General features: G+C 60.4%; 15 protein-coding genes, 4 tRNA genes and 3 pseudogenes. 15 read left to right on the top strand and 7 right to left on the bottom strand.

Going from position 1 to position 20,072, the window contains the following annotated elements; genetic code table 11:
* Nucleotides 1-96 precede the first annotated feature (96 nt).
* The 3 genes from P3R82_RS18495 to prfB all read left to right on the top strand — a co-directional run bounded on the left by P3R82_RS18495 (nt 97) and on the right by prfB (nt 5,201).
* Entirely contained in the window at nt 97-1,278 is a 1,182-nt protein-coding gene (locus P3R82_RS18495) for an N-acetylmuramoyl-L-alanine amidase (RefSeq protein ID WP_283194834.1), read from the top strand.
* A 243-nt stretch (nt 1,279-1,521) separates the two neighbouring features.
* Nucleotides 1,522-3,969: a penicillin-binding protein 1A gene (locus P3R82_RS18490; RefSeq protein ID WP_283194833.1), complete on the top strand. Its 2,448-nt coding sequence runs from the start codon at nt 1,522-1,524 to the stop codon at nt 3,967-3,969.
* Nucleotides 3,970-4,069: 100 nt separating this feature from the next.
* Nucleotides 4,070-5,201 (top strand): peptide chain release factor 2 gene (prfB, locus tag P3R82_RS18485; protein ID WP_183899621.1). Its coding sequence is split into 2 segments (ribosomal slippage): nt 4,070-4,138 and nt 4,140-5,201, totalling 1,131 coding nucleotides; the frame shifts between segments, so codons are not numbered across the junction.
* Between the two features lie 58 nt (nt 5,202-5,259).
* Here prfB and P3R82_RS18480 read toward each other — a convergent pair.
* The 6 genes and pseudogenes from P3R82_RS18480 to rlmB all read right to left on the bottom strand — a co-directional run bounded on the left by P3R82_RS18480 (nt 5,260) and on the right by rlmB (nt 8,291).
* Nucleotides 5,260-5,796 (bottom strand): hypothetical protein, encoded by a 537-nt coding sequence (locus P3R82_RS18480; RefSeq protein WP_283194832.1) that lies wholly within the window; start codon nt 5,794-5,796, stop codon nt 5,260-5,262.
* A 4-nt stretch (nt 5,797-5,800) separates the two neighbouring features.
* Nucleotides 5,801-6,575: pseudogene (locus tag P3R82_RS18475) on the bottom strand (NAD kinase).
* A 137-nt stretch (nt 6,576-6,712) separates the two neighbouring features.
* Nucleotides 6,713-6,788, bottom strand: a tRNA-Thr gene (locus tag P3R82_RS18470).
* A 113-nt stretch (nt 6,789-6,901) separates the two neighbouring features.
* Nucleotides 6,902-7,039 (bottom strand): hypothetical protein, encoded by a 138-nt coding sequence (locus tag P3R82_RS18465; protein ID WP_283196445.1) that lies wholly within the window; start codon nt 7,037-7,039, stop codon nt 6,902-6,904.
* Between the two features lie 62 nt (nt 7,040-7,101).
* Nucleotides 7,102-7,278: a hypothetical protein gene (locus P3R82_RS18460; protein ID WP_183899624.1), complete on the bottom strand. Its 177-nt coding sequence runs from the start codon at nt 7,276-7,278 to the stop codon at nt 7,102-7,104.
* Nucleotides 7,279-7,399: 121 nt separating this feature from the next.
* Nucleotides 7,400-8,291: pseudogene (gene rlmB, locus P3R82_RS18455) on the bottom strand (23S rRNA (guanosine(2251)-2'-O)-methyltransferase RlmB).
* A gap of 205 nt (nt 8,292-8,496) precedes the next feature.
* On the opposite strand from rlmB, the gene P3R82_RS18450 reads away from it, so the two are divergent.
* Nucleotides 8,497-8,581 (top strand) — tRNA-Tyr (locus P3R82_RS18450).
* A gap of 26 nt (nt 8,582-8,607) precedes the next feature.
* A tRNA-Gly gene (locus tag P3R82_RS18445) sits at nt 8,608-8,681 on the top strand.
* An 85-nt stretch (nt 8,682-8,766) separates the two neighbouring features.
* Here the strand turns inward: P3R82_RS18445 and P3R82_RS18440 are convergent.
* Nucleotides 8,767-9,276, bottom strand: a complete 510-nt coding sequence (locus P3R82_RS18440) for a hypothetical protein (protein WP_283194831.1) — start codon at nt 9,274-9,276, stop codon at nt 8,767-8,769.
* Between the two features lie 262 nt (nt 9,277-9,538).
* Between P3R82_RS18440 and tuf the strand changes: the two are divergent.
* From tuf to rpoB, 10 genes and pseudogenes are all read left to right on the top strand, one after another.
* Nucleotides 9,539-10,715, top strand: a pseudogene (gene tuf / locus P3R82_RS18435) (elongation factor Tu).
* A 280-nt stretch (nt 10,716-10,995) separates the two neighbouring features.
* Nucleotides 10,996-11,889: an NAD(P)-dependent oxidoreductase gene (locus P3R82_RS18430; RefSeq protein WP_283194830.1), complete on the top strand. Its 894-nt coding sequence runs from the start codon at nt 10,996-10,998 to the stop codon at nt 11,887-11,889.
* Nucleotides 11,890-12,027: 138 nt separating this feature from the next.
* Nucleotides 12,028-12,103, top strand: a tRNA-Trp gene (locus tag P3R82_RS18425).
* 187 nt (nt 12,104-12,290) lie between these two features.
* Complete coding sequence (secE, locus tag P3R82_RS18420) at nt 12,291-12,491, top strand: preprotein translocase subunit SecE (protein ID WP_183899632.1); 201 nt, start codon at nt 12,291-12,293, stop codon at nt 12,489-12,491.
* Between the two features lie 17 nt (nt 12,492-12,508).
* Nucleotides 12,509-13,039 carry a transcription termination/antitermination protein NusG gene (gene nusG / locus P3R82_RS18415; RefSeq protein ID WP_112945135.1) on the top strand — a complete coding sequence of 177 codons (531 nt, stop codon included), beginning with the start codon at nt 12,509-12,511 and terminating at the stop codon, nt 13,037-13,039.
* A 171-nt stretch (nt 13,040-13,210) separates the two neighbouring features.
* Entirely contained in the window at nt 13,211-13,642 is a 432-nt protein-coding gene (rplK, locus tag P3R82_RS18410; protein ID WP_183899633.1) for a 50S ribosomal protein L11, read from the top strand.
* A 4-nt stretch (nt 13,643-13,646) separates the two neighbouring features.
* Complete coding sequence (gene rplA, locus P3R82_RS18405; RefSeq protein ID WP_018902690.1) at nt 13,647-14,339, top strand: 50S ribosomal protein L1; 693 nt, start codon at nt 13,647-13,649, stop codon at nt 14,337-14,339.
* Nucleotides 14,340-14,663: 324 nt separating this feature from the next.
* Nucleotides 14,664-15,182, top strand: a complete 519-nt coding sequence (gene rplJ / locus P3R82_RS18400) for a 50S ribosomal protein L10 (protein ID WP_018902689.1) — start codon at nt 14,664-14,666, stop codon at nt 15,180-15,182.
* A 58-nt stretch (nt 15,183-15,240) separates the two neighbouring features.
* Entirely contained in the window at nt 15,241-15,618 is a 378-nt protein-coding gene (gene rplL / locus P3R82_RS18395; RefSeq protein WP_112536934.1) for a 50S ribosomal protein L7/L12, read from the top strand.
* Between the two features lie 258 nt (nt 15,619-15,876).
* The gene (rpoB, locus tag P3R82_RS18390; protein WP_183899634.1) at nt 15,877-20,013 is read left to right on the top strand and encodes a DNA-directed RNA polymerase subunit beta; all 4,137 of its coding nucleotides are present in this window, start codon (nt 15,877-15,879) and stop codon (nt 20,011-20,013) included.
* Nucleotides 20,014-20,072: the final 59 nt, after the last annotated feature.

Below are 20,072 nucleotides of genomic sequence, written 5' to 3'. Positions count from 1 at the left end.
GGGCATGACAGTCGGTTGTATAGCGAGACGCGGCGCGCAACGGTGAAATCCGGCTTGCGGACGAAAAACTTCAGGGCTTGGTTGATTGCGACGGTGATGGCGGTTGCCGCACTGCCGCTCGGTCATTCGGTGGCGGTCGCGGCAAGTCAGGAACGCCTGCTCGCTTATGGCGCGCGCATTGTCGGCGACGATGCGAGAACGCGCGTCGTCATGGATTTCGACCGTCCCCCCAGCTTCTCCATTCACTACATCGCCAATCCGGAACGGGTCGTGGTCGATCTTCCGGAAACGGCCTTCGGTTTCCCCGCCAAGGATCTCGAGGCGAGGGGGCTGTTCAAGGATATCCGCTACGGCACGATGGATGGCGACAGCGCCCGCATCGTTCTGACGGCGACGAAGCCGGTGCGTATCGGCACGGCGAAGGTCCAGGCGGATGAAGGCGGCAAGGGACAGCGTCTCGTCCTGGAAGCCGAGGCGACTGACAAGGCGACGTTCAACGAATTGGTGAAAGCCCAATCCTGGGGCGAGCCCGAGGCCGCGCAAACGGCCAGTGCCATGCCGGCGCCCGAAAACGCCGGACCCGGGGACTTCATCGTCGCCGTCGATGCCGGCCATGGCGGCATCGATACCGGCGCGATCGGCGTCGATACAAAGACGCAGGAAAAGGATGTCACGCTGGAGTTCGCCAAGGCGTTCGCCGACCGGCTGAACGGCGTACCCGGTATCAAGGCTTTCCTGACGCGCAAGGATGATTCGTTCCTGTCGCTGTCCGAGCGCGTGCAGATCGCGCGGCAGAACCGCGCCGCACTTTTCGTCTCCATGCATGCCGATACGTTGCGGCAGAAGGATATTCGCGGCGCAACCGTTTACACCATCTCCGACAAGGCGTCCGACAAACTCGCCGCCGACCTCGCCGAACGCGAAAACCTTTCGGATCAGATCGCCGGCAACGCGGCCACGGCCGAGCCGCCCGAAGTGGCCGATATCCTGCTCGACCTGACGCGCCGAGAAACGCAGGCGTTTTCGATCTCGATGGCCGAAAGCGTTCTGACATCCTTCAAGGATCAGGTTACGACGATCAACAATCCGCACCGGCATGCCGGCTTCCGTGTGCTGCAGGCGCCCGATGTTCCCTCCGTCCTGCTGGAACTCGGCTTTCTCTCCAACACGGAGGACGAGAAACTGCTTCTCGACCAGGCCTGGCGCGACAAGATCGGCAATCTGTTGACGGAGGCGGTGAAGAGATACCGCGCCTCCATGGTGGCCAAGGGCGGCTGACATAGAGTCGTTGCCGAGATGTGACACTTGCCCAGGTAAACATGTATCCGTGTGGAATTGCAGGCAAAAGCCCTACTTTCCTCACATTCAGGCCATTACTCACGGCTATGTTTCCGTGTGCGAAACGGAATTGGCTTGTGGCCGCATTCGGCATGGAGTAATTCGCGCAGCGTGCAAAGTGCCGCGGTTCATGCGATTGTTATGCGCGCGCCGATCGATAATTGAGATACCGGTAGCTTAGATATGATCAGACTTCTTGGATATTTCTTCGGAGCGGCTTGCGTCCTGTTCCTGGGCGGAGCGGCGGCCGTTGCCGTTTACCTGGCGACGGTGACGAAGGATCTTCCTGACTACGCGGTGCTGAGCAGCTACGAGCCGCCGGTGACGACGCGCGTGCATGCCGGCAACGGCGCGCTGATGGCCGAGTATGCCAAGGAGCGCCGCCTGTTCATTCCGATCCAGGCCGTTCCCGATCGCGTCAAGGCCGCGTTCCTGTCGGCGGAAGACAAGAATTTCTACCAGCATCCGGGTATCGACGTCACCGGCTTCGGCCGCGCCGTGGTCGCCTACCTGACCGGCGGTCCGACGCAGGGCGGCTCGACCATCACGCAGCAGGTCGCCAAGAACTTCCTGCTGTCGAGCGAACAGACCATGGAGCGCAAGGCGAAGGAGGCCATTCTCTCCTTCCGTATCGAGCAGGCCTACAGCAAGGACAAGATCCTCGAACTCTATCTGAACGAAATCTTCTTCGGCTTGAATTCGTACGGTATCGCCAGCGCCGCGCTCACCTATTTCAACAAGTCGGTCAACGAACTGACCGTCGCCGACGCGGCCTACCTGGCCTCGCTGCCGAAGGGCCCGGCGAACTATCATCCCTTCCGTCATCCGGACGCCGCGGTGACGCGCCGCAACTGGGTCATCGACCGCATGGTCGAGAATGGCTACGTCAGCCAGTCGGATGGCGATGAAGCCAAGAAGCAGCCGCTCGGCGTCACCGGCCGGAGCAGCGGTCCGTCGCTTTTCGCATCCGGCTACTTTGCCGAAGCTGTCCGCCGCCAGCTGATCGACCAGTACGGCGAGAAGATGCTCTATGAGGGCGGCCTCTCGGTCCGTACCTCGTTCGACCCGCAGTTGCAGCTCTTCGCCCGCAAGGCGCTGCAGGATGGCCTGATCAATTACGACGAGCGCCGCGGCTTCAGTGGCCCGATCACGCAGATCGACACGACGTCGGACTGGGGCAAGGCGCTTGCCGATGTTCCGACTCTTTCCGACGTTCCCGAATGGCAGCTGGCCGTAGTGCTGGCGGTCGCCAACGACAGCGTGGACATCGGACTGCAGCCGCTGAAGGACGGTACGGGCAAGGTCCTGCCCAATCGTGAGCGCGCCGTCATCGAAGCCAAGAACATGCAGTGGGCATACCGCTCGGCAACCGGTGGCAAGACCTCGAAGTCGCCGCAGGGCGTGCTGTCGGCGGGTGACGTGGTCTATGTCGAGCGCCTTGGCGCCGACAATTCGACATCCTATCGTCTGCGCCAGCCGCCGAAGGTCGCCGGCGGTCTTGTCGCCATGGACCCGAAGACCGGTCGTGTCCTGGCCATGGTCGGCGGCTTCTCCTATGCGCAGTCGGAATTCAACCGCGCGACACAGGCGATGCGTCAGCCGGGCTCGTCCTTCAAGCCCTTTGTCTACGCAGCCGCCCTGGACAACGGCTATACCCCGGCCTCGGTCGTCAGCGACGATCCGCTGGAAATTCAGATCGGCAACGGCCAGGTCTGGGCGCCCGACAACTACGAAGGCGAGGGCGGCGGTGCCAACACGCTGCGCTTTGCCATCGAGAAGTCGCGCAACCGCATGACGGTGCGTCTGGCCAACGATCTTGGCATGAACGTCGTCGCCGAATATGCCAACCGTTTCGGCATCTACGACAAGATGATGCCGGTCCTGTCGATGTCGCTCGGCTCCGGCGAGACGACGGTCATGCGCATGGTGTCGGCCTATTCGGTCATCGCCAACGGCGGCAAGCAGATCAAGCCGACCCTGGTCGACCGCATCCAGGACCGTTATGGCAAGACGATCTTCAAGCATGAGGAACGTGTCTGCGAAGCCTGCAACGCCGGCGACTGGCAGAACCAGGAAGAGCCGAACGTGGTGGACAACCGCGAAACCGTTCTCGACCCGATGACCTCCTACCAGATCACCTCGATGATGCAGGGCGTTATCCAGCGCGGCACGGCCGCCGGCAAGATCCAGCTCGGCGAACGTGATGTCGCCGGCAAGACCGGCACGACCAACGATGAAAAGGACGCCTGGTTCGTGGGCTTCACGCCTGATCTCGTGGCCGGTCTTTACATCGGCTTCGATTCGCCGTCCTCGCTTGGCCGTGGCGGCACCGGCAGCTCGCTCTCCGCGCCTGTCTTCAACGAATTCATGCAGGCGGCCGTCAAGGACACGCCGGTATCGAAATTCGTCATTCCGCCGGGCATGAACCTGATCCCGATCGATCGCAAGACCGGGATGGCCGCGATGCAGGGCGATCCGAACACCATCATCGAAGCCTTCAAGCCCGGCACCGGCCCTGCCGACAGCTACTCCGTCATCGGCATGGACAACACCATGGCGCCGGAGGAGATCTTGAAGACCTCGCCGCAGGCCAACCAGGCGATTCAATCCAATACGGGTGGTCTATACTGACACCACCCAAAAATAGCGTGGCGGTCGCGGCTCTTTACATCCGCGGCCGCCACAACTATTTGACGGACGACTTTTGAAGACAACGCAAAGAAGCGGGAAAATGCGAGCGGAAATCCAGAACGTAGTCGATGAAACCAAGCAGGCTATCACCCTGCTGAGGAGGCATCTTTGACTGGGACCAGGCGGTAAGACGACTGGACTGGTTGAACAACAAGGCAGAGGACCCGAACCTCTGGAACGATGCCACCGAGGCACAGAAGCTGATGCGCGAGCGCCAGCAGCTCGATGACGGCATCAACGGCGTACGCCGCTTCGAACAGCAGATGAAAGACAATATCGAGCTCATCGAGATGGGCGAGGACGAGGGCGACGAGGCCATCGTCAAGGAGGCCGAGGACGCGCTGAAGGCGCTGAAGGTCGAGGCCGCCCGCCAGCAGGTCGAGGCGATGTTGTCGGGCGAAGCCGACGGCAACGACACCTATCTCGAAGTTCACTCCGGCGCCGGCGGCACCGAGAGCCAGGACTGGGCCAACATGCTGCTGCGCATGTACACCCGCTGGGCCGAACGCTCGAAGTTCAAGGTCGAACTCCTCGAAGTCCACGACGGCGAAGAAGCCGGCATCAAGTCCGCGACGCTGCTGGTCAAGGGCCACAATGCCTATGGCTGGCTGAAGACCGAATCGGGCGTTCACCGTCTGGTCCGTATCTCGCCTTACGACAGCAACGCCCGTCGCCACACCTCGTTCTCGTCCATCTGGGTCTACCCCGTCGTCGACGACTCGATCCAGATCGACATCAACGAAAGCGACTGCCGCATCGACACCTACCGCTCCTCGGGCGCCGGTGGGCAGCACGTCAACACGACCGACTCCGCCGTCCGCATCACCCACATGCCCTCGGGCATCGTGGTGCAGTGCCAGCAGGAGCGTTCGCAGCACAAGAACCGCGCCAAGGCCTGGGACATGCTGCGCGCACGTCTCTACGAAGCGGAACTGAAGAAGCGCGAAGACGCGGCCAACGCCGAAGCGGCCTCCAAGTCCGATATCGGCTGGGGCCACCAGATCCGCTCCTACGTCCTGCAGCCCTACCAGATGGTCAAGGACCTGCGCACCGGCGTCACCAGCACCGCGCCCGACGACGTGCTGGATGGCGAACTCGACGAGTTCATGGAAGCAGCGCTGGCGCACCGCATCAGCGGCAAGCCGGATGCCATGGTCGACGATGTCGACTGACAGGTTTTTGTCGAGATGATATCGAAAAGGCCCCACGCGGGGCCTTTTCTGTTTTGGGTTAGTGTCCCGACTTTTCGACGCCGATTTCGCCGAACTCGTCGATGATGACGGTCCAGCTTTCGACATCTGCATCGGGATCCGTCTTCAGATAGACCATGGCGAACATCCCCGGTTCGTTCAGCCGTCCGCTCGAATTCTCGGGGCGAATGTCCGTCACATAGGGGTTGAGATCGTTCAGTTCCTGAACTTCGACCGTCGAGACGATCTGCGGCCCGGCATCGGTTTGCGCGATCTGCTGCAGATAGACCTTGGCGGTGCGATCGGCCTGGCGAACCGCAAACAGCTTGTAGTAGCCGCGGCGGGGTTGGCTTGGCGCGGTGGGAGTGGCTGTCGCCGCTGCCGGCGCGTTCGCCGTGGCCGCGATCGGCGGACGCGTGACGGCCGGCGCGTTGCCGTCGTCGGCCCAGTAGCCCGTACTCGTGGCGAATGTGATGTTGGCAGGCAGCACGGGGTCATCCATCGTATCCGCTGCTCGCGCGACAACAGGAAGCGCTGCGATCAGCAGGGCGCAGGCCGTCAGTCCAAGACGCGTCATCGCCTCAATCCTCGAATTGCTCGGACAGAATACGGTCGGACCAGGAGCGGTCGGGATCGGATAGAATGCGTGCCGTCATATGCTCCGACTGAGCGATGCGTACATGCAGCACCGACTTGACCTCGGAGTTGTCGGCAACGGCGTTCACTGGCCGCTTCTCCGATTCTGAGGATGTGAATGTCCACCGCCACCTTGTTCGGCAGCAGGGCGCCGCGCCAGCGGCGGGGGCGGAATGCGCTCACCGGCGTCATGGCGAGCAGCGGCGCATCCAGGGGCAGGATCGGCCCATGCGCCGAAAGATTGTAAGCCGTCGAACCGGCCGGCGTCGCCACCATCAGCCCGTCGCAGGTCAGTTCCTCAAGGCGCACGACGCCATCGACCTCCACCCTGAGCTTCGCGGCCTGGTAGGATTGGCGAAAGAGCGAGACCTCGTTGATGGCGAGCGCGGTGTCGCTCGTCCCGTCGGCATTCGTGGTCGTCATCCTGAGCGGGCGGAACGTGTTCTCCACGGCGGCGTTGATCCGCTCCCGCAACGCGTCGGTGCGGTACTCGTTCATCAGAAAGCCGACGGAGCCCCGGTTCATCCCGTAGACGAGCCTGCCGGAGTTCATCGTGCTGTGCAGCGTCTGCAGCATGAAGCCGTCGCCGCCCAGCGCCACGATCACATCGGCGTCCCTGGCGGGCACATCCCCGTAAATGCGAATCAGCTCATCGCGCGCCGCAAGCGCCTCGGCGGCGGGGGAAGCGAGAAAACTGAGGGTCTGAAAGGATACGCTCATGCAATGCCCTTTGATAAAGTCCGCCTAGCTAAATGATAATGGGCTGGCACGACAAGGCATTCTAAGGCCGCAGCTGTTCGCTGGGACCATGCAATTAGGACATTGGGACCATGCAATTAGGATATATTGAGAGGAAGTGGTGCCCCCGGCAGGGTTCGAACCCGCGACCCCCTGATTACAAATCAGGTGCTCTACCAACTGAGCTACAAGGGCAACGCCCGCCAATTAGCAGATTCTAGTGTTCTGTAAAGAAAAAATCGGTCGCCGATTGATTTCGCTCGTTGATTTCAACAGGCCCGACGATATCGCCGCGCCCGACCGCCGCGCTAGTTTGGCGTGGTCTGGCGAACGCTCGATTGCAGGCTGTCGCCATTCTCGCCCATCCCGCCGCCGGACGAGGGCAGGGCAACGATGCTGAGAACCGAAACAACCATGAGAGCGATGACAGCCATCATTATTCGCACGCGATTTCTCCTTTTGAACGAGGAAGAAACGCGGAGCCGGCAATTCGGTTCCTGAAGGGCGCTTAGGGCTGTTGCGCTGGCGGCGGCACGGGTGTCGTGGGGTTGGCGCCGGGCGCGGCGGGTGCCAGCGGATCGGGTTGACGCATGGGTTGGGTCTTGTCGATCCAGGTGATGCTGAGAATGATGGCGACGAGGATCCCGATGAAGAGAATGCCGATGACGAGGGGACGAACTGCCATGTCTGCTGCTTCTCCTTGTTGGTCGGAGCATTGCGGGACAATAACCGCCGCTGACGTCAAAACCGAGGCAGTTGACGATCAGCCGGCGGCATCGGCATCCGGAGGCGCGGTGATGAGCCTGTCAGCCTTTCAAATGAATACGCGCCGCATAGAGCGCGATAGCGGCCGCGTTCGACACGTTGAGCGACTTGATCTCACCCGGCATATCGAGCCGCGCCAGTGCATTCACGGTCTCGCGCGTCTTCTGGCGCAGCCCCTTGCCCTCGGCGCCAAGCACGAGCGCGACCTTGTCGCCGGAGAAGGTACCTTCAAGAGGTGCCGGGCCTTCCGAATCAAGTCCGATAGTGACGAAGCCGAGCTTGTGCAGTTCGCCGAGCGCATCGGCGAGATTGGTGATCTGGATATAAGGGATGAGTTCCAGCGCGCCGGAGGCGGATTTGGCGAGCACGCCCGATCTCGGTCGGGCTGTGGCGCTGCGTGGTGATCAGCGCGCCGGCATTGAAGGCGACGGCCGAACGCATGATGGCGCCGACATTGTGCGGATCGGTCACCTGGTCGAGCACCAGGATCAGCGGGCTGTCCTTCAGCGCTTCGAGGCGGCGGACGGGCAGGGGGCGCGTTTCCAGCATCACGCCCTGATGGATGGCGTCGGGGCCAAGCATCTTGTCGAGATCCTGCGGCGAAACCATCTCGACCGGGATGCCGAGTGTCTCGACATCGACCTCCAGACGCGCCAGCGCGTTCGGCGTCACCGACAGCTTTATCTTCTTGCGCTCTCTGTTTTCGAGCGCCGCGCGCACCGTGTGCAGGCCATAGAGATGGACCTGGTCGGGCGCCAGCGTCGGCGGCTTCCAGTCGTCGCCGCCACGCTTCCGTTTCTGGAAGCCGGGAGTTGGAATTTCGCCGCGTTCGCGCTTGTTGTCGCGATGCGCACGACGCAGATTGGCGTAGTGCGTATCCTTGGCGGATTTCTCGTCGGAGGGCGTGCCCCCGGTTTTGTTGTCTTTGCTCATGCCGCTTTATAGCGGTGGTGTTTCTTTCCGCATAGGATTTCTTTGTGCACAGGGCCTTTCCGCCGCCGATGACATTTTTCACATATTTTCCATCGTCATCGTGTTGACATAGGCAGCTCGGCCCGTCATATACGCGGCGCAGACCGAGGGGCGGCAACGCTTCGAAAGTCTAGCAGACTTGGTCTAACGATCCGGACGAAAAACTGGAGAGATGCCCGAGTGGTTAAAGGGGACGGACTGTAAATCCGTTGGTTTCACCTACGTTGGTTCAAATCCAACTCTCTCCACCATTCGTCCTCGGATCGGACCAAACCCCGCGGGTATAGCTCAATGGTAGAGCAGCAGCCTTCCAAGCTGAATACGCGGGTTCGATTCCCGCTACCCGCTCCACTTTCCAAGTCGAAGTCTGACATTATCCACAACGCGCAAGCGCCTGTTTGCGTTTCCGTATCGCGCTGACGCACTGCGACTGATCTCAGCCCCAGAGCAAGACGAAGGGGGAGGCGAGCGCGATGATGCCGGCCGCCATCCAGCGTGTGCGCCCATCCATCGTGAATTCGTCCCGCGACAACCATTTGCGCACGGCGACATAGCCGACGGCGATCACGGCGCTGTAAATGAGCGCGCGCAACAGGATCGACCACCCGCCGCCGAAAAGCCCGATCGCGATGCCGAAGCCGGTGAGCGCGCCGAGTATGCCGTAGCCGACATCGAACATCAGCGTCGTCGTGGTCGACAGCGGCCTGAGAACCCTTGGAAACGCGATGGCGACGGCCGCCGTCAGCAGCCATATGGCGACGATCGCCTGCAGCGTCGACGAGCTGACGATGGAGGCGGCCAGCGCCGGCAGCCGCTCGGGCGTCGAGAGCCGCACGATCTGGGCGATCCGGTCGACCGCGGCCGCCAGTATCCACAATATGAATGCGCAGCCGGCAAAGATCAGAAAATTGCCGGCCGATCGTTTCGCGATATCCTTCGGTTCCATGCCGTACTCCCCGGGCGATCGCCGGCGTGGCTCCGGCAAGGCAAGTAATATCACAGCATCAATCGCTTGTGGCGGTTCATGGTGAAATCGCGCAGGTGCCGACACACTTATATATTGCCGATCGAATGCTTCGTTCCCATATGCGGCGCCAGTGCGGAATAGCGTCCGCAATTAAGTCTTGCGCAATTCCGCCGAAAGCCTTAAACGGCGGCACTAAACCGGTTCGCCGGGGTCATCCATTTCGTTCACAGGAAGCATTCAAATGGCAAAGAGTAAGTTTGAGCGCAACAAGCCGCACGTTAACATCGGCACGATCGGCCACGTTGACCACGGCAAGACGTCTCTGACGGCAGCGATCACGAAGTATTTCGGCGAGTTCAAGGCGTACGACCAGATCGACGCTGCTCCGGAAGAAAAGGCACGCGGCATCACCATCTCGACGGCACACGTCGAGTATGAGACGGCCAACCGTCACTATGCCCACGTTGATTGCCCCGGCCACGCCGACTACGTCAAGAACATGATCACCGGTGCCGCGCAGATGGACGGCGCGATCCTGGTTTGCTCGGCTGCCGACGGCCCGATGCCGCAGACCCGCGAGCACATCCTGCTCGCTCGTCAGGTTGGCGTTCCGGCGATCGTCGTGTTCCTCAACAAGGTCGACCAGGTTGACGACGCCGAGCTGCTCGAGCTCGTCGAGCTGGAAGTTCGCGAACTTCTGTCGTCCTACGACTTCCCGGGCGACGACATTCCTGTCGTCAAGGGTTCGGCTCTTGCCGCTCTCGAAGATCTCGGACAAGAAGATCGGTGAAGACGCGATCCGCGAGCTGATGGCCGCTGTCGACGCCTACATCCCGACGCCTGAGCGTCCGATCGACCAGCCGTTCCTGATGCCGATCGAAGACGTGTTCTCGATCTCGGGCCGTGGTACGGTCGTGACCGGTCGCGTCGAGCGCGGCATCGTCAAGGTTGGTGAAGAAGTCGAAATCGTCGGCATCCGCGCTACCTCGAAGACGACGGTTACCGGCGTTGAAATGTTCCGCAAGCTGCTCGATCAGGGCCAGGCCGGCGACAACATCGGCGCACTGGTTCGCGGTGTTAACCGTGACGGCGTCGAGCGTGGTCAGATCCTGTGCAAGCCGGGTTCGGTCAAGCCGCACAAGAAGTTCATGGCAGAAGCCTACATCCTGACGAAGGAAGAAGGCGGCCGTCATACGCCGTTCTTCACGAACTACCGTCCGCAGTTCTACTTCCGCACGACGGATGTGACCGGTATCGTTTCGCTTCCGGAAGGCACGGAAATGGTTATGCCTGGCGACAACGTCACGGTTGCCGTTGAGCTGATCGTTCCGATCGCGATGGAAGAAAAGCTGCGCTTCGCTATCCGCGAAGGCGGTCGTACCGTCGGCGCTGGCATCGTTGCCTCGATCGTCGAGTAATCCCTAGGATTACCCAGATATAAAGAAGGCCCTACCGGAAACGGTGGGGCCTTCAGACTGCTGACAAACCCTTTCAAGGTCGCAGCACAACTTGTTTGATTCCGATCCGTTCTCTTTTTGATTTAGAGACGTTCCGTGAATCTGACACTCGGGACGAACCCTAGGAGGGTTTGTCAGCGGTCTGAAGGCCCTACCGGAAACGGTGGGGCCTTTTCTTTTGTTGTCTTGCGCTCATTCTCAAAGACCTTATCTATCCCAACTCCACGGAGGAGGATATTTCATGAAGAAGCGCATTCTGTTTACGGGTGGGTCCGGCAAGGCGGGGCGTCATGCCGTGCCTTGGCTGGTCAATGCCGGATACGAGGTTCACAACATCGATCTCGTGCCGCTCGACAGCCCCGGCGTCACCAACCTGATCGTCGATATCACCGATAGCGGCCAGGTCTATAATGCGCTCTCCATGCACCGCGACTTCCCCGATCTGGAAGCGGGCAGGGGCGTTCGCCCCTATGATGCCGTCGTGCACTTCGCGGCCATCCCGCGCATTCTGATCAAGCCAGACAACGAAACCTTCCGCATCAACACGATGGGCACTTATAATGTCATCGAGGCGGCGGTTAAGCTCGGCGTGCGCAAGATCGTCGTTGCCTCCAGCGAAACCACCTATGGCGTCTGCTTCGCCGAGGGACACCGTGATTTCCATCAGTTTCCGCTGGATGAGGACTACGACGTCAATCCGATGGATTCCTACGGCCTGTCGAAGGTGCTGAACGAGAAGACGGCACGGGCTTTCGCCGAGCGCTCCGGCGCCGACATCTACGCGTTGAGAATAGGCAACGTCATCGAGCCGCATGAATACGAGAACTTCCCGACCTACTTCGCCAATCCCGAAATGCGCAAGCGGATCGCCTGGAGCTACATCGATGCGCGCGATCTCGGCCAGATTTGCCATCTCTGCATCGAAAAGGACGGTCTCGGCTTTCAGGTGTTCAACGCCGCCAACGATACGGTTTCGGCCAACACGCCCACGCGCGAGCTCGCCGCGCGCTACTATCCGAACGTCAGGTTTACCCGTGAAATCGGCGAATTCGAAAGCCTTCTGTCGAACCGCAAGATCAGGGAAGTGCTGGGCTTTCGCGAGGAGCACGACTGGCGTCGGTATGTGAAAGTGTGAACGCGTTCGGCGCCGATGCCAGGAATGGGAAAAAGTGAAAATCGCACTTGCCAATCTCGTTCCGGCGTCTTAAAGGGTGCGCCATGCTTCTCGAAAACGCCTGACGGCTTTCGCCAACAGGCTGATTGAGAAGCGTAAAGGGGTATAGCTCAGTTGGTAGAGCGGCGGTCTCCAAAACCGCAGGTCGTGGGTTCGAGCCCCTCTGCCCCTGCCATTTCCTTGAACGAACAGCGCGGATATCCTGCAGCATTTCGCAAGAGGCTCGTACATGGCTAATTTCGTTAAACTTTGGTTCCCCTCTTGTCTAATGGGGAATCGGTGTTTATGTAGGGGTTCAACAGACACGCGGTGCGTGGGGCTGATATGATCAGCTTTACGCGCCGTAATTGCGTGGGCAGTCGATGGCATCCAAAACAAATCCGCTTACGTTTATCCGGCAGGTTCGCGCGGAAACGTTGAAAGTTACTTGGCCGTCGCGCCGTGAGACGATGATCTCGACGATCATGGTGCTTGTGATGGTTGTCTTTGCCGCGCTGTTCTTTTTCGCCGCGGACCAGTTGATCGGCTGGTTGCTGGGCTTCGTGCTCAGTTTCGGCAACTGATCGGTTGGAGATATAAGATGGCGGCACGTTGGTATATCGTCCACGCGTATTCGAATTTCGAGAAGAAGGTCGCGGAAGACATCGAGAACAAGGCCCGTCAGAAAGGTCTTGAGCATCTCTTCGAGAAGATTCTCGTCCCGACTGAAAAGGTGGTTGAGGTGCGTCGCGGCCGCAAGGTCGACAGCGAGCGCAAGTTCTTCCCCGGTTATGTGATGGTTCGCGCCAACCTGACCGACGAAGCCTACCACCTGATCAAGAACACGCCGAAGGTGACCGGCTTCCTAGGGTCCGACAATCGGCCCGTTCCGATCCCTGATTCCGAAGCCGAGCGTATTCTCGGCCAGGTTCAGGAGGGTGTCGAGCGTCCGAAGTCTTCGGTCAGCTTCGAGATCGGCGAGCAGGTCCGCGTTTCCGACGGTCCGTTCGCATCGTTCAACGGCACGGTTCAGGATGTGGACGAGGAGCGTTCGCGCCTGAAGGTGGAAGTGTCGATCTTCGGCCGCGCGACGCCGGTCGAACTGGAATACGCTCAGGTCGAGAAGGTCTGAGCTCGGATGTAGGCCGGCAACGGCTTATGTCCTCGCGGCGAAGGCCGCAAAGCGCGTGGAAGGTGAGGGCGCCTTAGCCGGGTCCCAAAATCCGAACCACGCAACCGCAGCCGCCGGAGAAGTCCGGCATTATTGGCCGGGCAACCGGCCGTCAGTGAAAGGCAGAGAGTTATGGCTAAGAAAGTTGCAGGCCAGCTCAAGCTTCAGGTCAAGGCAGGATCGGCTAACCCGTCCCCGCCAATCGGCCCGGCGCTTGGTCAGCGTGGCATTAACATCATGGAATTCTGCAAGGCGTTCAACGCCGCTACGCAGGAAATGGAAAAGGGTATGCCGATCCCGGTCGTCATCACCTACTACCAGGACAAGTCCTTCACCTTCATCATGAAGCAGCCTCCGGTCAGCTACTGGCTGAAGAAGGAAGCGAAGATCACGTCCGGTTCCAAGACGCCCGGCAAGGGCGCCACCGCAGGCAAGCTCACCAAGGCTCAGATCAAGACGATCGCCGAAGCCAAGATGAAGGACCTGAACGCAGCTGATATCGAAGGTGCAATGGCGATGATTGAGGGCTCTGCCCGCGCCATGGGCCTGGAAGTGGTAGGATAAGACCATGGCAGGCAAGCGCACCAAGAAGATCAACGAAGGTGTTGATCCCACGAAGCTCTACGCTCTCGACCTCGCGATCAGCATGGTCAAGGAACGGGCTGTCGCCAAGTTCGACGAAACCGTCGAAGTATCGATGAACCTGGGTGTTGACCCGCGTCACGCCGACCAGATGGTTCGCGGCGTTGTCAACCTGCCGAACGGCACGGGCCGTGACGTTCGCGTCGCCGTCTTCGCACGTGGCGCCAAGGCTGACGAAGCCAAGGCTGCTGGTGCTGACGTTGTCGGCGCTGAAGATCTCGTCGAGATCGTTCAGGGCGGCAAGATCGATTTCGATCGCTGCATCGCGACCCCGGACATGATGCCGCTCGTCGGTCGCCTCGGTAAGGTTCTCGGCCCGCGTGGCATGATGCCGAACCCCAAGGTTGGCACCGTCACCATGGACGTCGCTGGCGCCGTCAAGGCTTCCAAGGGCGGCGCTGTCGAGTTCCGCGTCGAGAAGGCTGGTATCGTCCACGCCGGCATCGGCAAGGCTTCGTTCGACGCCAAGGCTCTTGAAGAAAACATCAAGGCCTTCGCTGACGCCGTCATCAAGGCAAAGCCGGCTGGCGCCAAGGGTAACTACGTCAAGCGCGTAGCGATCTCCTCGACCATGGGCCCGGGCGTCAAGATCGAAGTCGCTTCGGTCACGGCCGCTTAATCAAGTTTCGCCGGGCGTCAGCCCGGCTCAAGAATTCCGGCCTCGCAAGGGGCCGGAATATTCCGGAGAAATCCGGATCCTGTCCGAGATTGCAGGTGGTTTTCCCTTAATCACTTGGCCTGCATGAGACGGGTAAGGCCCGAATTTTTGAAGCTCCGCTTCATCGATTTGGTTCGAACCTTGGATGCCTTGTGCCTCTTAGCCTTTCTGGCGCGGAGCGCGAGGGGACAGGATCCTCAAGCGTCGCTTGGGATCATTCGTGATCTCGGGAGGCAAAGGCAACCCGATGGGGCCGGTCACGGTCTCATCTACTGGAGATAGGCAGTGGAAAGAGCGGAAAAACGCGAATTCGTCACGGAACTGAACGAAGTCTTCAAGGCTTCGGGCTCGGTTGTCGTGGCCCACTATGCTGGTGCTACAGTCGCGCAGATGAACGACTTCCGTTCCAAGATGCGCGCAGCTGGCGGTACCGTCAAAGTCGCGAAGAACCGCCTGGCCAAAATCGCCCTTCAGGGTACGGAAGCGGAAGGGATCTCTGGTCTCTTCAACGGTCAGACGCTCATTGCATACAGCAATGACCCGATCACCGCTCCGAAAGTCGTCGTGGATTTCGCCAAGACCAACGATAAGATCGTTGTTTTGGGCGGCGCCATGGGGACAACGACGCTCAACGCGGAAGCAGTCAAGTCGCTCGCGACCCTGCCTTCGTTGGACGAACTGCGTGCGAAGCTGCTGGGCATGATCCAGACTCCGGCTACCCGCATCGCAGGCGTTGTTCAGGCACCGGCAAGCCAGCTTGCTCGCGTGTTCTCGGCTTACGCCAAGAAGGACGAAGCCGCATAAGGCGGTTTTTTGCTGTTTATAAACAACCGGTTCGAACCGAACATAAGGAATTGATACAATGGCTGATCTCGCAAAGATCGTAGACGACCTGTCCTCGCTGACCGTTCTGGAAGCTGCAGAACTGTCCAAGCTTCTCGAAGAAAAGTGGGGCGTTTCCGCTGCTGCTCCGGTAGCAGTTGCTGCTGCTGGCGGTGGCGCTGCTCCGGCTGCTGCTGAAGAAGAAAAGACCGAGTTCGACGTTATCCTGGCTGACGCCGGCGCTAACAAGATCAACGTCATCAAGGAAGTTCGTGGCATCACCGGCCTCGGCCTCAAGGAAGCCAAGGACCTCGTTGAAGCCGCTCCGAAGGCTGTCAAGGAAGGCGTTTCCAAGGCTGAAGCCGCCGACATCAAGAAGAAGCTTGAAGACGCCGGCGCTAAGGTCGACGTTAAGTAATCTTGAACTGCATCTGGGAGGCTGGGTTTCCGGCCTCCCATTTGCCGTTTTCCGGAACGAATTACCCAAAAGCCGCGTGAAAACGGCTTTTGGGTAATGGGTTCTTCAAGAGGATGGTCTCGAACCGAGACGCGCAGGCAATCCGGCCTCGTGATTTCGGGAAGTGAGACGAGTTTGAAGCACACATTGGTTGACGGGGTCGACTGGCCATCGGTTCCCGTCCGTTGCAGGCCCGGATGCAATTTTGAAGGAGCGACGATGGCTCAGACCCTTTCGTTCAATGGTCGTAGGCGCGTACGCAAGTTTTTCGGTAAGATCCCAGAAGTCACGGAGATGCCGAACCTCATCGAGGTTCAGAAGGCGTCCTATGACCAGTTTTTGATGGTTGAAGAGCCCAAGGGCGGTCGCCCTGACGAGGGCCTTCAGTCGGTTTTCAAGTCCGTATTCCCGATCACGGATTTCTCCGGCGCCTCCATGCTGGAATTCGTGTCCTACGAGTTCGAGCCGCCGAAGTTCGACGTCGATGAATGCCGCCAGCGCGACCTGACCTACGCCGCGCCGCTGAAGGTTACTCTCCGTCTGATCGTATTCGATATCGATGAGGATACGGGCGCGAAGTCGATCAAGGACATCAAGGAACAGTCCGTTTACATGGGCGACATGCCGCTCATGACCAACAACGGCACGTTCATCGTCAACGGCACCGAGCGCGTTATCGTGTCTCAGATGCACCGTTCGCCGGGCGTGTTCTTCGATCACGACAAGGGCAAGAGCCACTCGTCCGGCAAGCTTCTGTTTGCCGCGCGCGTCATCCCGTATCGCGGTTCCTGGCTCGATATCGAATTCGACGCCAAGGACATCGTCTACGCCCGTATCGACCGTCGCCGCAAGCTGCCGGTAACGTCGCTGCTGATGGCGCTCGGCATGGATGGCGAAGAAATCCTGTCGACCTTCTACACCAAGTCCGACTATGTTCGTGACGGCAAGGGCTGGCGCATTCCGTTTACGCCCGAGACGCTCAAGGGTGCGAAGACGATCAGCGACATGATCGACGCCGACACCGGCGAAGTCGTCGTAGAAGGCGGCAAGAAGCTGACCCCGCGTCTGCTCCGTCAGCTGTCCGAAAAGGGCCTCAAGGCTCTGCAGGCGACCGACGAAGATCTGTACGGCAACTATCTCGCCGAAGACATCGTCAACTACTCGACGGGTGAAATCTACCTCGAGGCTGGTGACGAGATCGACGAGAAGTCGCTCGCCGTCATCCTGTCGCACGGCTTCGAAGAGATCCCGGTTCTCGGCATCGACCACATCAATGTCGGCGCCTACATCCGCAACACGCTGAACGCCGACAAGAACGAGAACCGTCAGGACGCCCTATTCGACATCTATCGCGTCATGCGTCCGGGTGAACCGCCGACCATGGAATCGGCCGAAGCGATGTTCAACTCGCTGTTCTTCGACGCTGAGCGCTACGACCTGTCGGCCGTTGGTCGCGTCAAGATGAACATGCGTCTCGACCTCGAAGTCGAAGACACCGTCCGTGTCCTGCGCAAGGACGACATCCTGGCCGTGGTCAAGATGCTGGTCGAACTGCGCGACGGCAAGGGCGAGATCGACGACATCGACAACCTCGGCAACCGTCGTGTTCGCTCTGTCGGCGAGCTGATGGAAAACCAGTACCGTCTCGGCCTGCTTCGCATGGAGCGCGCGATCAAGGAACGTATGTCCTCGATCGAAATCGACACGGTCATGCCGCAGGACCTGATCAACGCCAAGCCGGCAGCAGCTGCCGTCCGCGAATTCTTCGGCTCCTCGCAGCTGTCGCAGTTCATGGACCAGGTGAACCCGCTTTCGGAAATCACCCACAAGCGCCGTCTCTCGGCTCTTGGCCCGGGTGGTCTGACCCGTGAGCGCGCGGGCTTCGAAGTCCGCGACGTTCACCCGACCCACTACGGCCGTATTTGCCCGATCGAAACGCCTGAAGGCCCGAACATCGGTCTGATCAACTCGCTGGCCACCTTCGCGCGCGTCAACAAGTACGGCTTCATCGAGAGCCCGTACCGCCGCATCGTCGATGGCAAGGTGACGAACGACGTTCTTTACCTCTCCGCCATGGAAGAGGCGAAGTATTACGTCGCTCAGGCCAACGCCGAACTCGGCACCGACGGCTCGTTCGTCGACGAATTCGTCGTTTGCCGTCATGCCGGCGAAGTTATGCTCGCTCCGCGCGACAGCATGAACCTGATGGACGTTTCGCCGAAGCAGGTCGTTTCGGTCGCAGCCGCTCTCATCCCGTTCCTGGAAAACGACGACGCCAACCGCGCTCTCATGGGCTCGAACATGCAGCGTCAGGCCGTGCCTCTGCTGCGCGCCGAAGCTCCGTTCGTCGGCACCGGCATGGAGCCGATCGTTGCCCGCGACTCCGGTGCTGCCATCGGCGCCCGCCGCAGCGGTGTGGTCGACCAGGTCGACGCGACGCGTATCGTTATCCGCGCGACGGAAGACCTCGATGCCGGCAAGTCCGGTGTTGACATCTACCGCCTGCAGAAGTTCCAGCGTTCGAACCAGAACACCTGCGTCAACCAGCGTCCGCTGGTCACCGTCGGTGACGTTGTCAACCGCGGCGACATTCTCGCCGACGGTCCGTCGACGGACCTGGGCGATCTGGCACTCGGCCGCAACGCGCTCGTCGCGTTCATGCCGTGGAACGGTTACAACTACGAAGACTCGATCCTGATGTCGGAACGCATCGTCGCTGACGACGTGTTCACGTCCATCCACATCGAGGAATTCGAAGTGATGGCACGCGACACCAAGCTTGGTCCGGAAGAAATCACGCGCGACATTCCGAACGTCTCGGAAGAGGCGCTGAAGAACCTCGACGAAGCCGGTATCGTCTACATCGGTGCTGAAGTTCAGCCGGGCGACATCCTCGTCGGCAAGATCACGCCGAAGGGCGAAAGCCCGATGACGCCGGAAGAAAAGCTTCTGCGCGCCATCTTCGGTGAAAAGGCGTCCGACGTCCGCGACACCTCCATGCGCATGCCTCCGGGCACCTACGGCACGATCGTCGAAGTTCGCGTTTTCAACCGCCACGGCGTTGAAAAGGACGAGCGCGCGATGGCCATCGAGCGCGAAGAGATCGAGCGTCTTGCAAAAGACCGCGACGACGAGCAGGCGATCCTCGACCGTAACGTCTACGGCCGTCTGATCGACATGCTGCGTAGCCAGGTCGCCATCGCGGGCCCGAAGGGCTTCAAGAAGGGCACCGAGCTTTCGAACGCCGTCGTTTCCGAATATCCCCGCTCGCAGTGGTGGATGTTCGCCGTCGAGGACGAGAAGGTTCAGTCCGAGCTCGAAGCTCTGCGTGGCCAGTACGACGAATCCAAGTCGCGCCTTGAACAGCGCTTCATGGACAAGGTCGAGAAGGTCCAGCGCGGTGACGAAATGCCTCCTGGCGTCATGAAGATGGTCAAGGTCTTCGTCGCTGTGAAGCGCAAGATCCAGCCGGGCGACAAGATGGCCGGCCGTCACGGTAACAAGGGCGTCGTCTCGCGTATCGTGCCTGTCGAAGACATGCCGTTCCTCGAAGACGGCACGCATGTCGACATATGCTTGAACCCGCTGGGCGTGCCTTCGCGCATGAACGTCGGCCAGATCCTCGAAACCCACCTTGCCTGGGCTTGCGCCGGCATGGGTAAGAAGATCGGCGAGCTGCTCGACGAATACCGCAAGACGATGGACATCACCGACCTGAAGACAGAGCTGACGGATGTCTACGCTTCGCAGGCCAAGGATGAAGTCGCCCACTTCGACGACGACGCGCTCGTCAAGCTGGCCGAACAGTCCCGCCGGGGTGTCTCCATCGCAACGCCGGTCTTCGACGGTGCGCATGAGCCCGACGTTGCATCGATGCTGAAGAAGGCAGGTCTGCACGAAAGCGGTCAGTCGGTTCTGTACGACGGCCGCACGGGCGAGCCCTTCGACCGCAAGGTCACCGTCGGCTACATGTACATGATCAAGCTGAACCACCTTGTCGACGACAAGATCCACGCTCGTTCGATCGGTCCTTACTCGCTCGTTACCCAGCAGCCGCTGGGCGGCAAGGCGCAGTTCGGCGGTCAGCGCTTCGGGGAAATGGAAGTCTGGGCTCTGGAAGCATACGGTGCGGCTTACACGCTGCAGGAAATGCTCACGGTCAAGTCCGACGACGTCGCCGGCCGTACCAAGGTCTACGAAGCCATCGTCCGTGGCGACGATACGTTCGAAGCGGGTATTCCCGAAAGCTTCAACGTTCTCGTCAAGGAAATGCGCTCGCTGGGTCTCTCCGTCGAGCTCGAGAACTCGAAGGTTGACGAGCAGCAGACCGGCCAGTTGCCGGACGCCGCCGAGTAACCACCTGATAGGGTGCGCGCTGCCATGTAGCGCGCACCGTCCCAGCTCTGGCCCCGTAA

This window comes from Rhizobium sp. AN80A (genome assembly GCF_030053015.1).
In the GTDB taxonomy this organism is placed as follows: Bacteria; Pseudomonadota; Alphaproteobacteria; order Rhizobiales; family Rhizobiaceae; genus Rhizobium; species Rhizobium metallidurans.
Note: the sequence above shows the minus strand (reverse complement) of the source record. Positions and strands in the feature narration are given on the sequence as shown.

Coding starts and splice junctions, on each gene's coding strand:
- P3R82_RS18495 (WP_283194834.1), top strand. CDS start 97: ATGGCGGTTGCCGCACTGCCGCTCGGTCATTCGGTGGCGGTCGCGGCA.
- P3R82_RS18490 (WP_283194833.1), top strand. CDS start 1,522: ATGATCAGACTTCTTGGATATTTCTTCGGAGCGGCTTGCGTCCTGTTC.
- P3R82_RS18480 (WP_283194832.1), bottom strand. CDS start 5,796: ATGACGCGTCTTGGACTGACGGCCTGCGCCCTGCTGATCGCAGCGCTT.
- P3R82_RS18460 (WP_183899624.1), bottom strand. CDS start 7,278: ATGGCAGTTCGTCCCCTCGTCATCGGCATTCTCTTCATCGGGATCCTC.
- P3R82_RS18440 (WP_283194831.1), bottom strand. CDS start 9,276: ATGGAACCGAAGGATATCGCGAAACGATCGGCCGGCAATTTTCTGATC.
- P3R82_RS18430 (WP_283194830.1), top strand. CDS start 10,996: ATGAAGAAGCGCATTCTGTTTACGGGTGGGTCCGGCAAGGCGGGGCGT.
- secE (WP_183899632.1), top strand. CDS start 12,291: ATGGCATCCAAAACAAATCCGCTTACGTTTATCCGGCAGGTTCGCGCG.
- nusG (WP_112945135.1), top strand. CDS start 12,509: ATGGCGGCACGTTGGTATATCGTCCACGCGTATTCGAATTTCGAGAAG.
- rplK (WP_183899633.1), top strand. CDS start 13,211: ATGGCTAAGAAAGTTGCAGGCCAGCTCAAGCTTCAGGTCAAGGCAGGA.
- rplA (WP_018902690.1), top strand. CDS start 13,647: ATGGCAGGCAAGCGCACCAAGAAGATCAACGAAGGTGTTGATCCCACG.
- rplL (WP_112536934.1), top strand. CDS start 15,241: ATGGCTGATCTCGCAAAGATCGTAGACGACCTGTCCTCGCTGACCGTT.
- rpoB (WP_183899634.1), top strand. CDS start 15,877: ATGGCTCAGACCCTTTCGTTCAATGGTCGTAGGCGCGTACGCAAGTTT.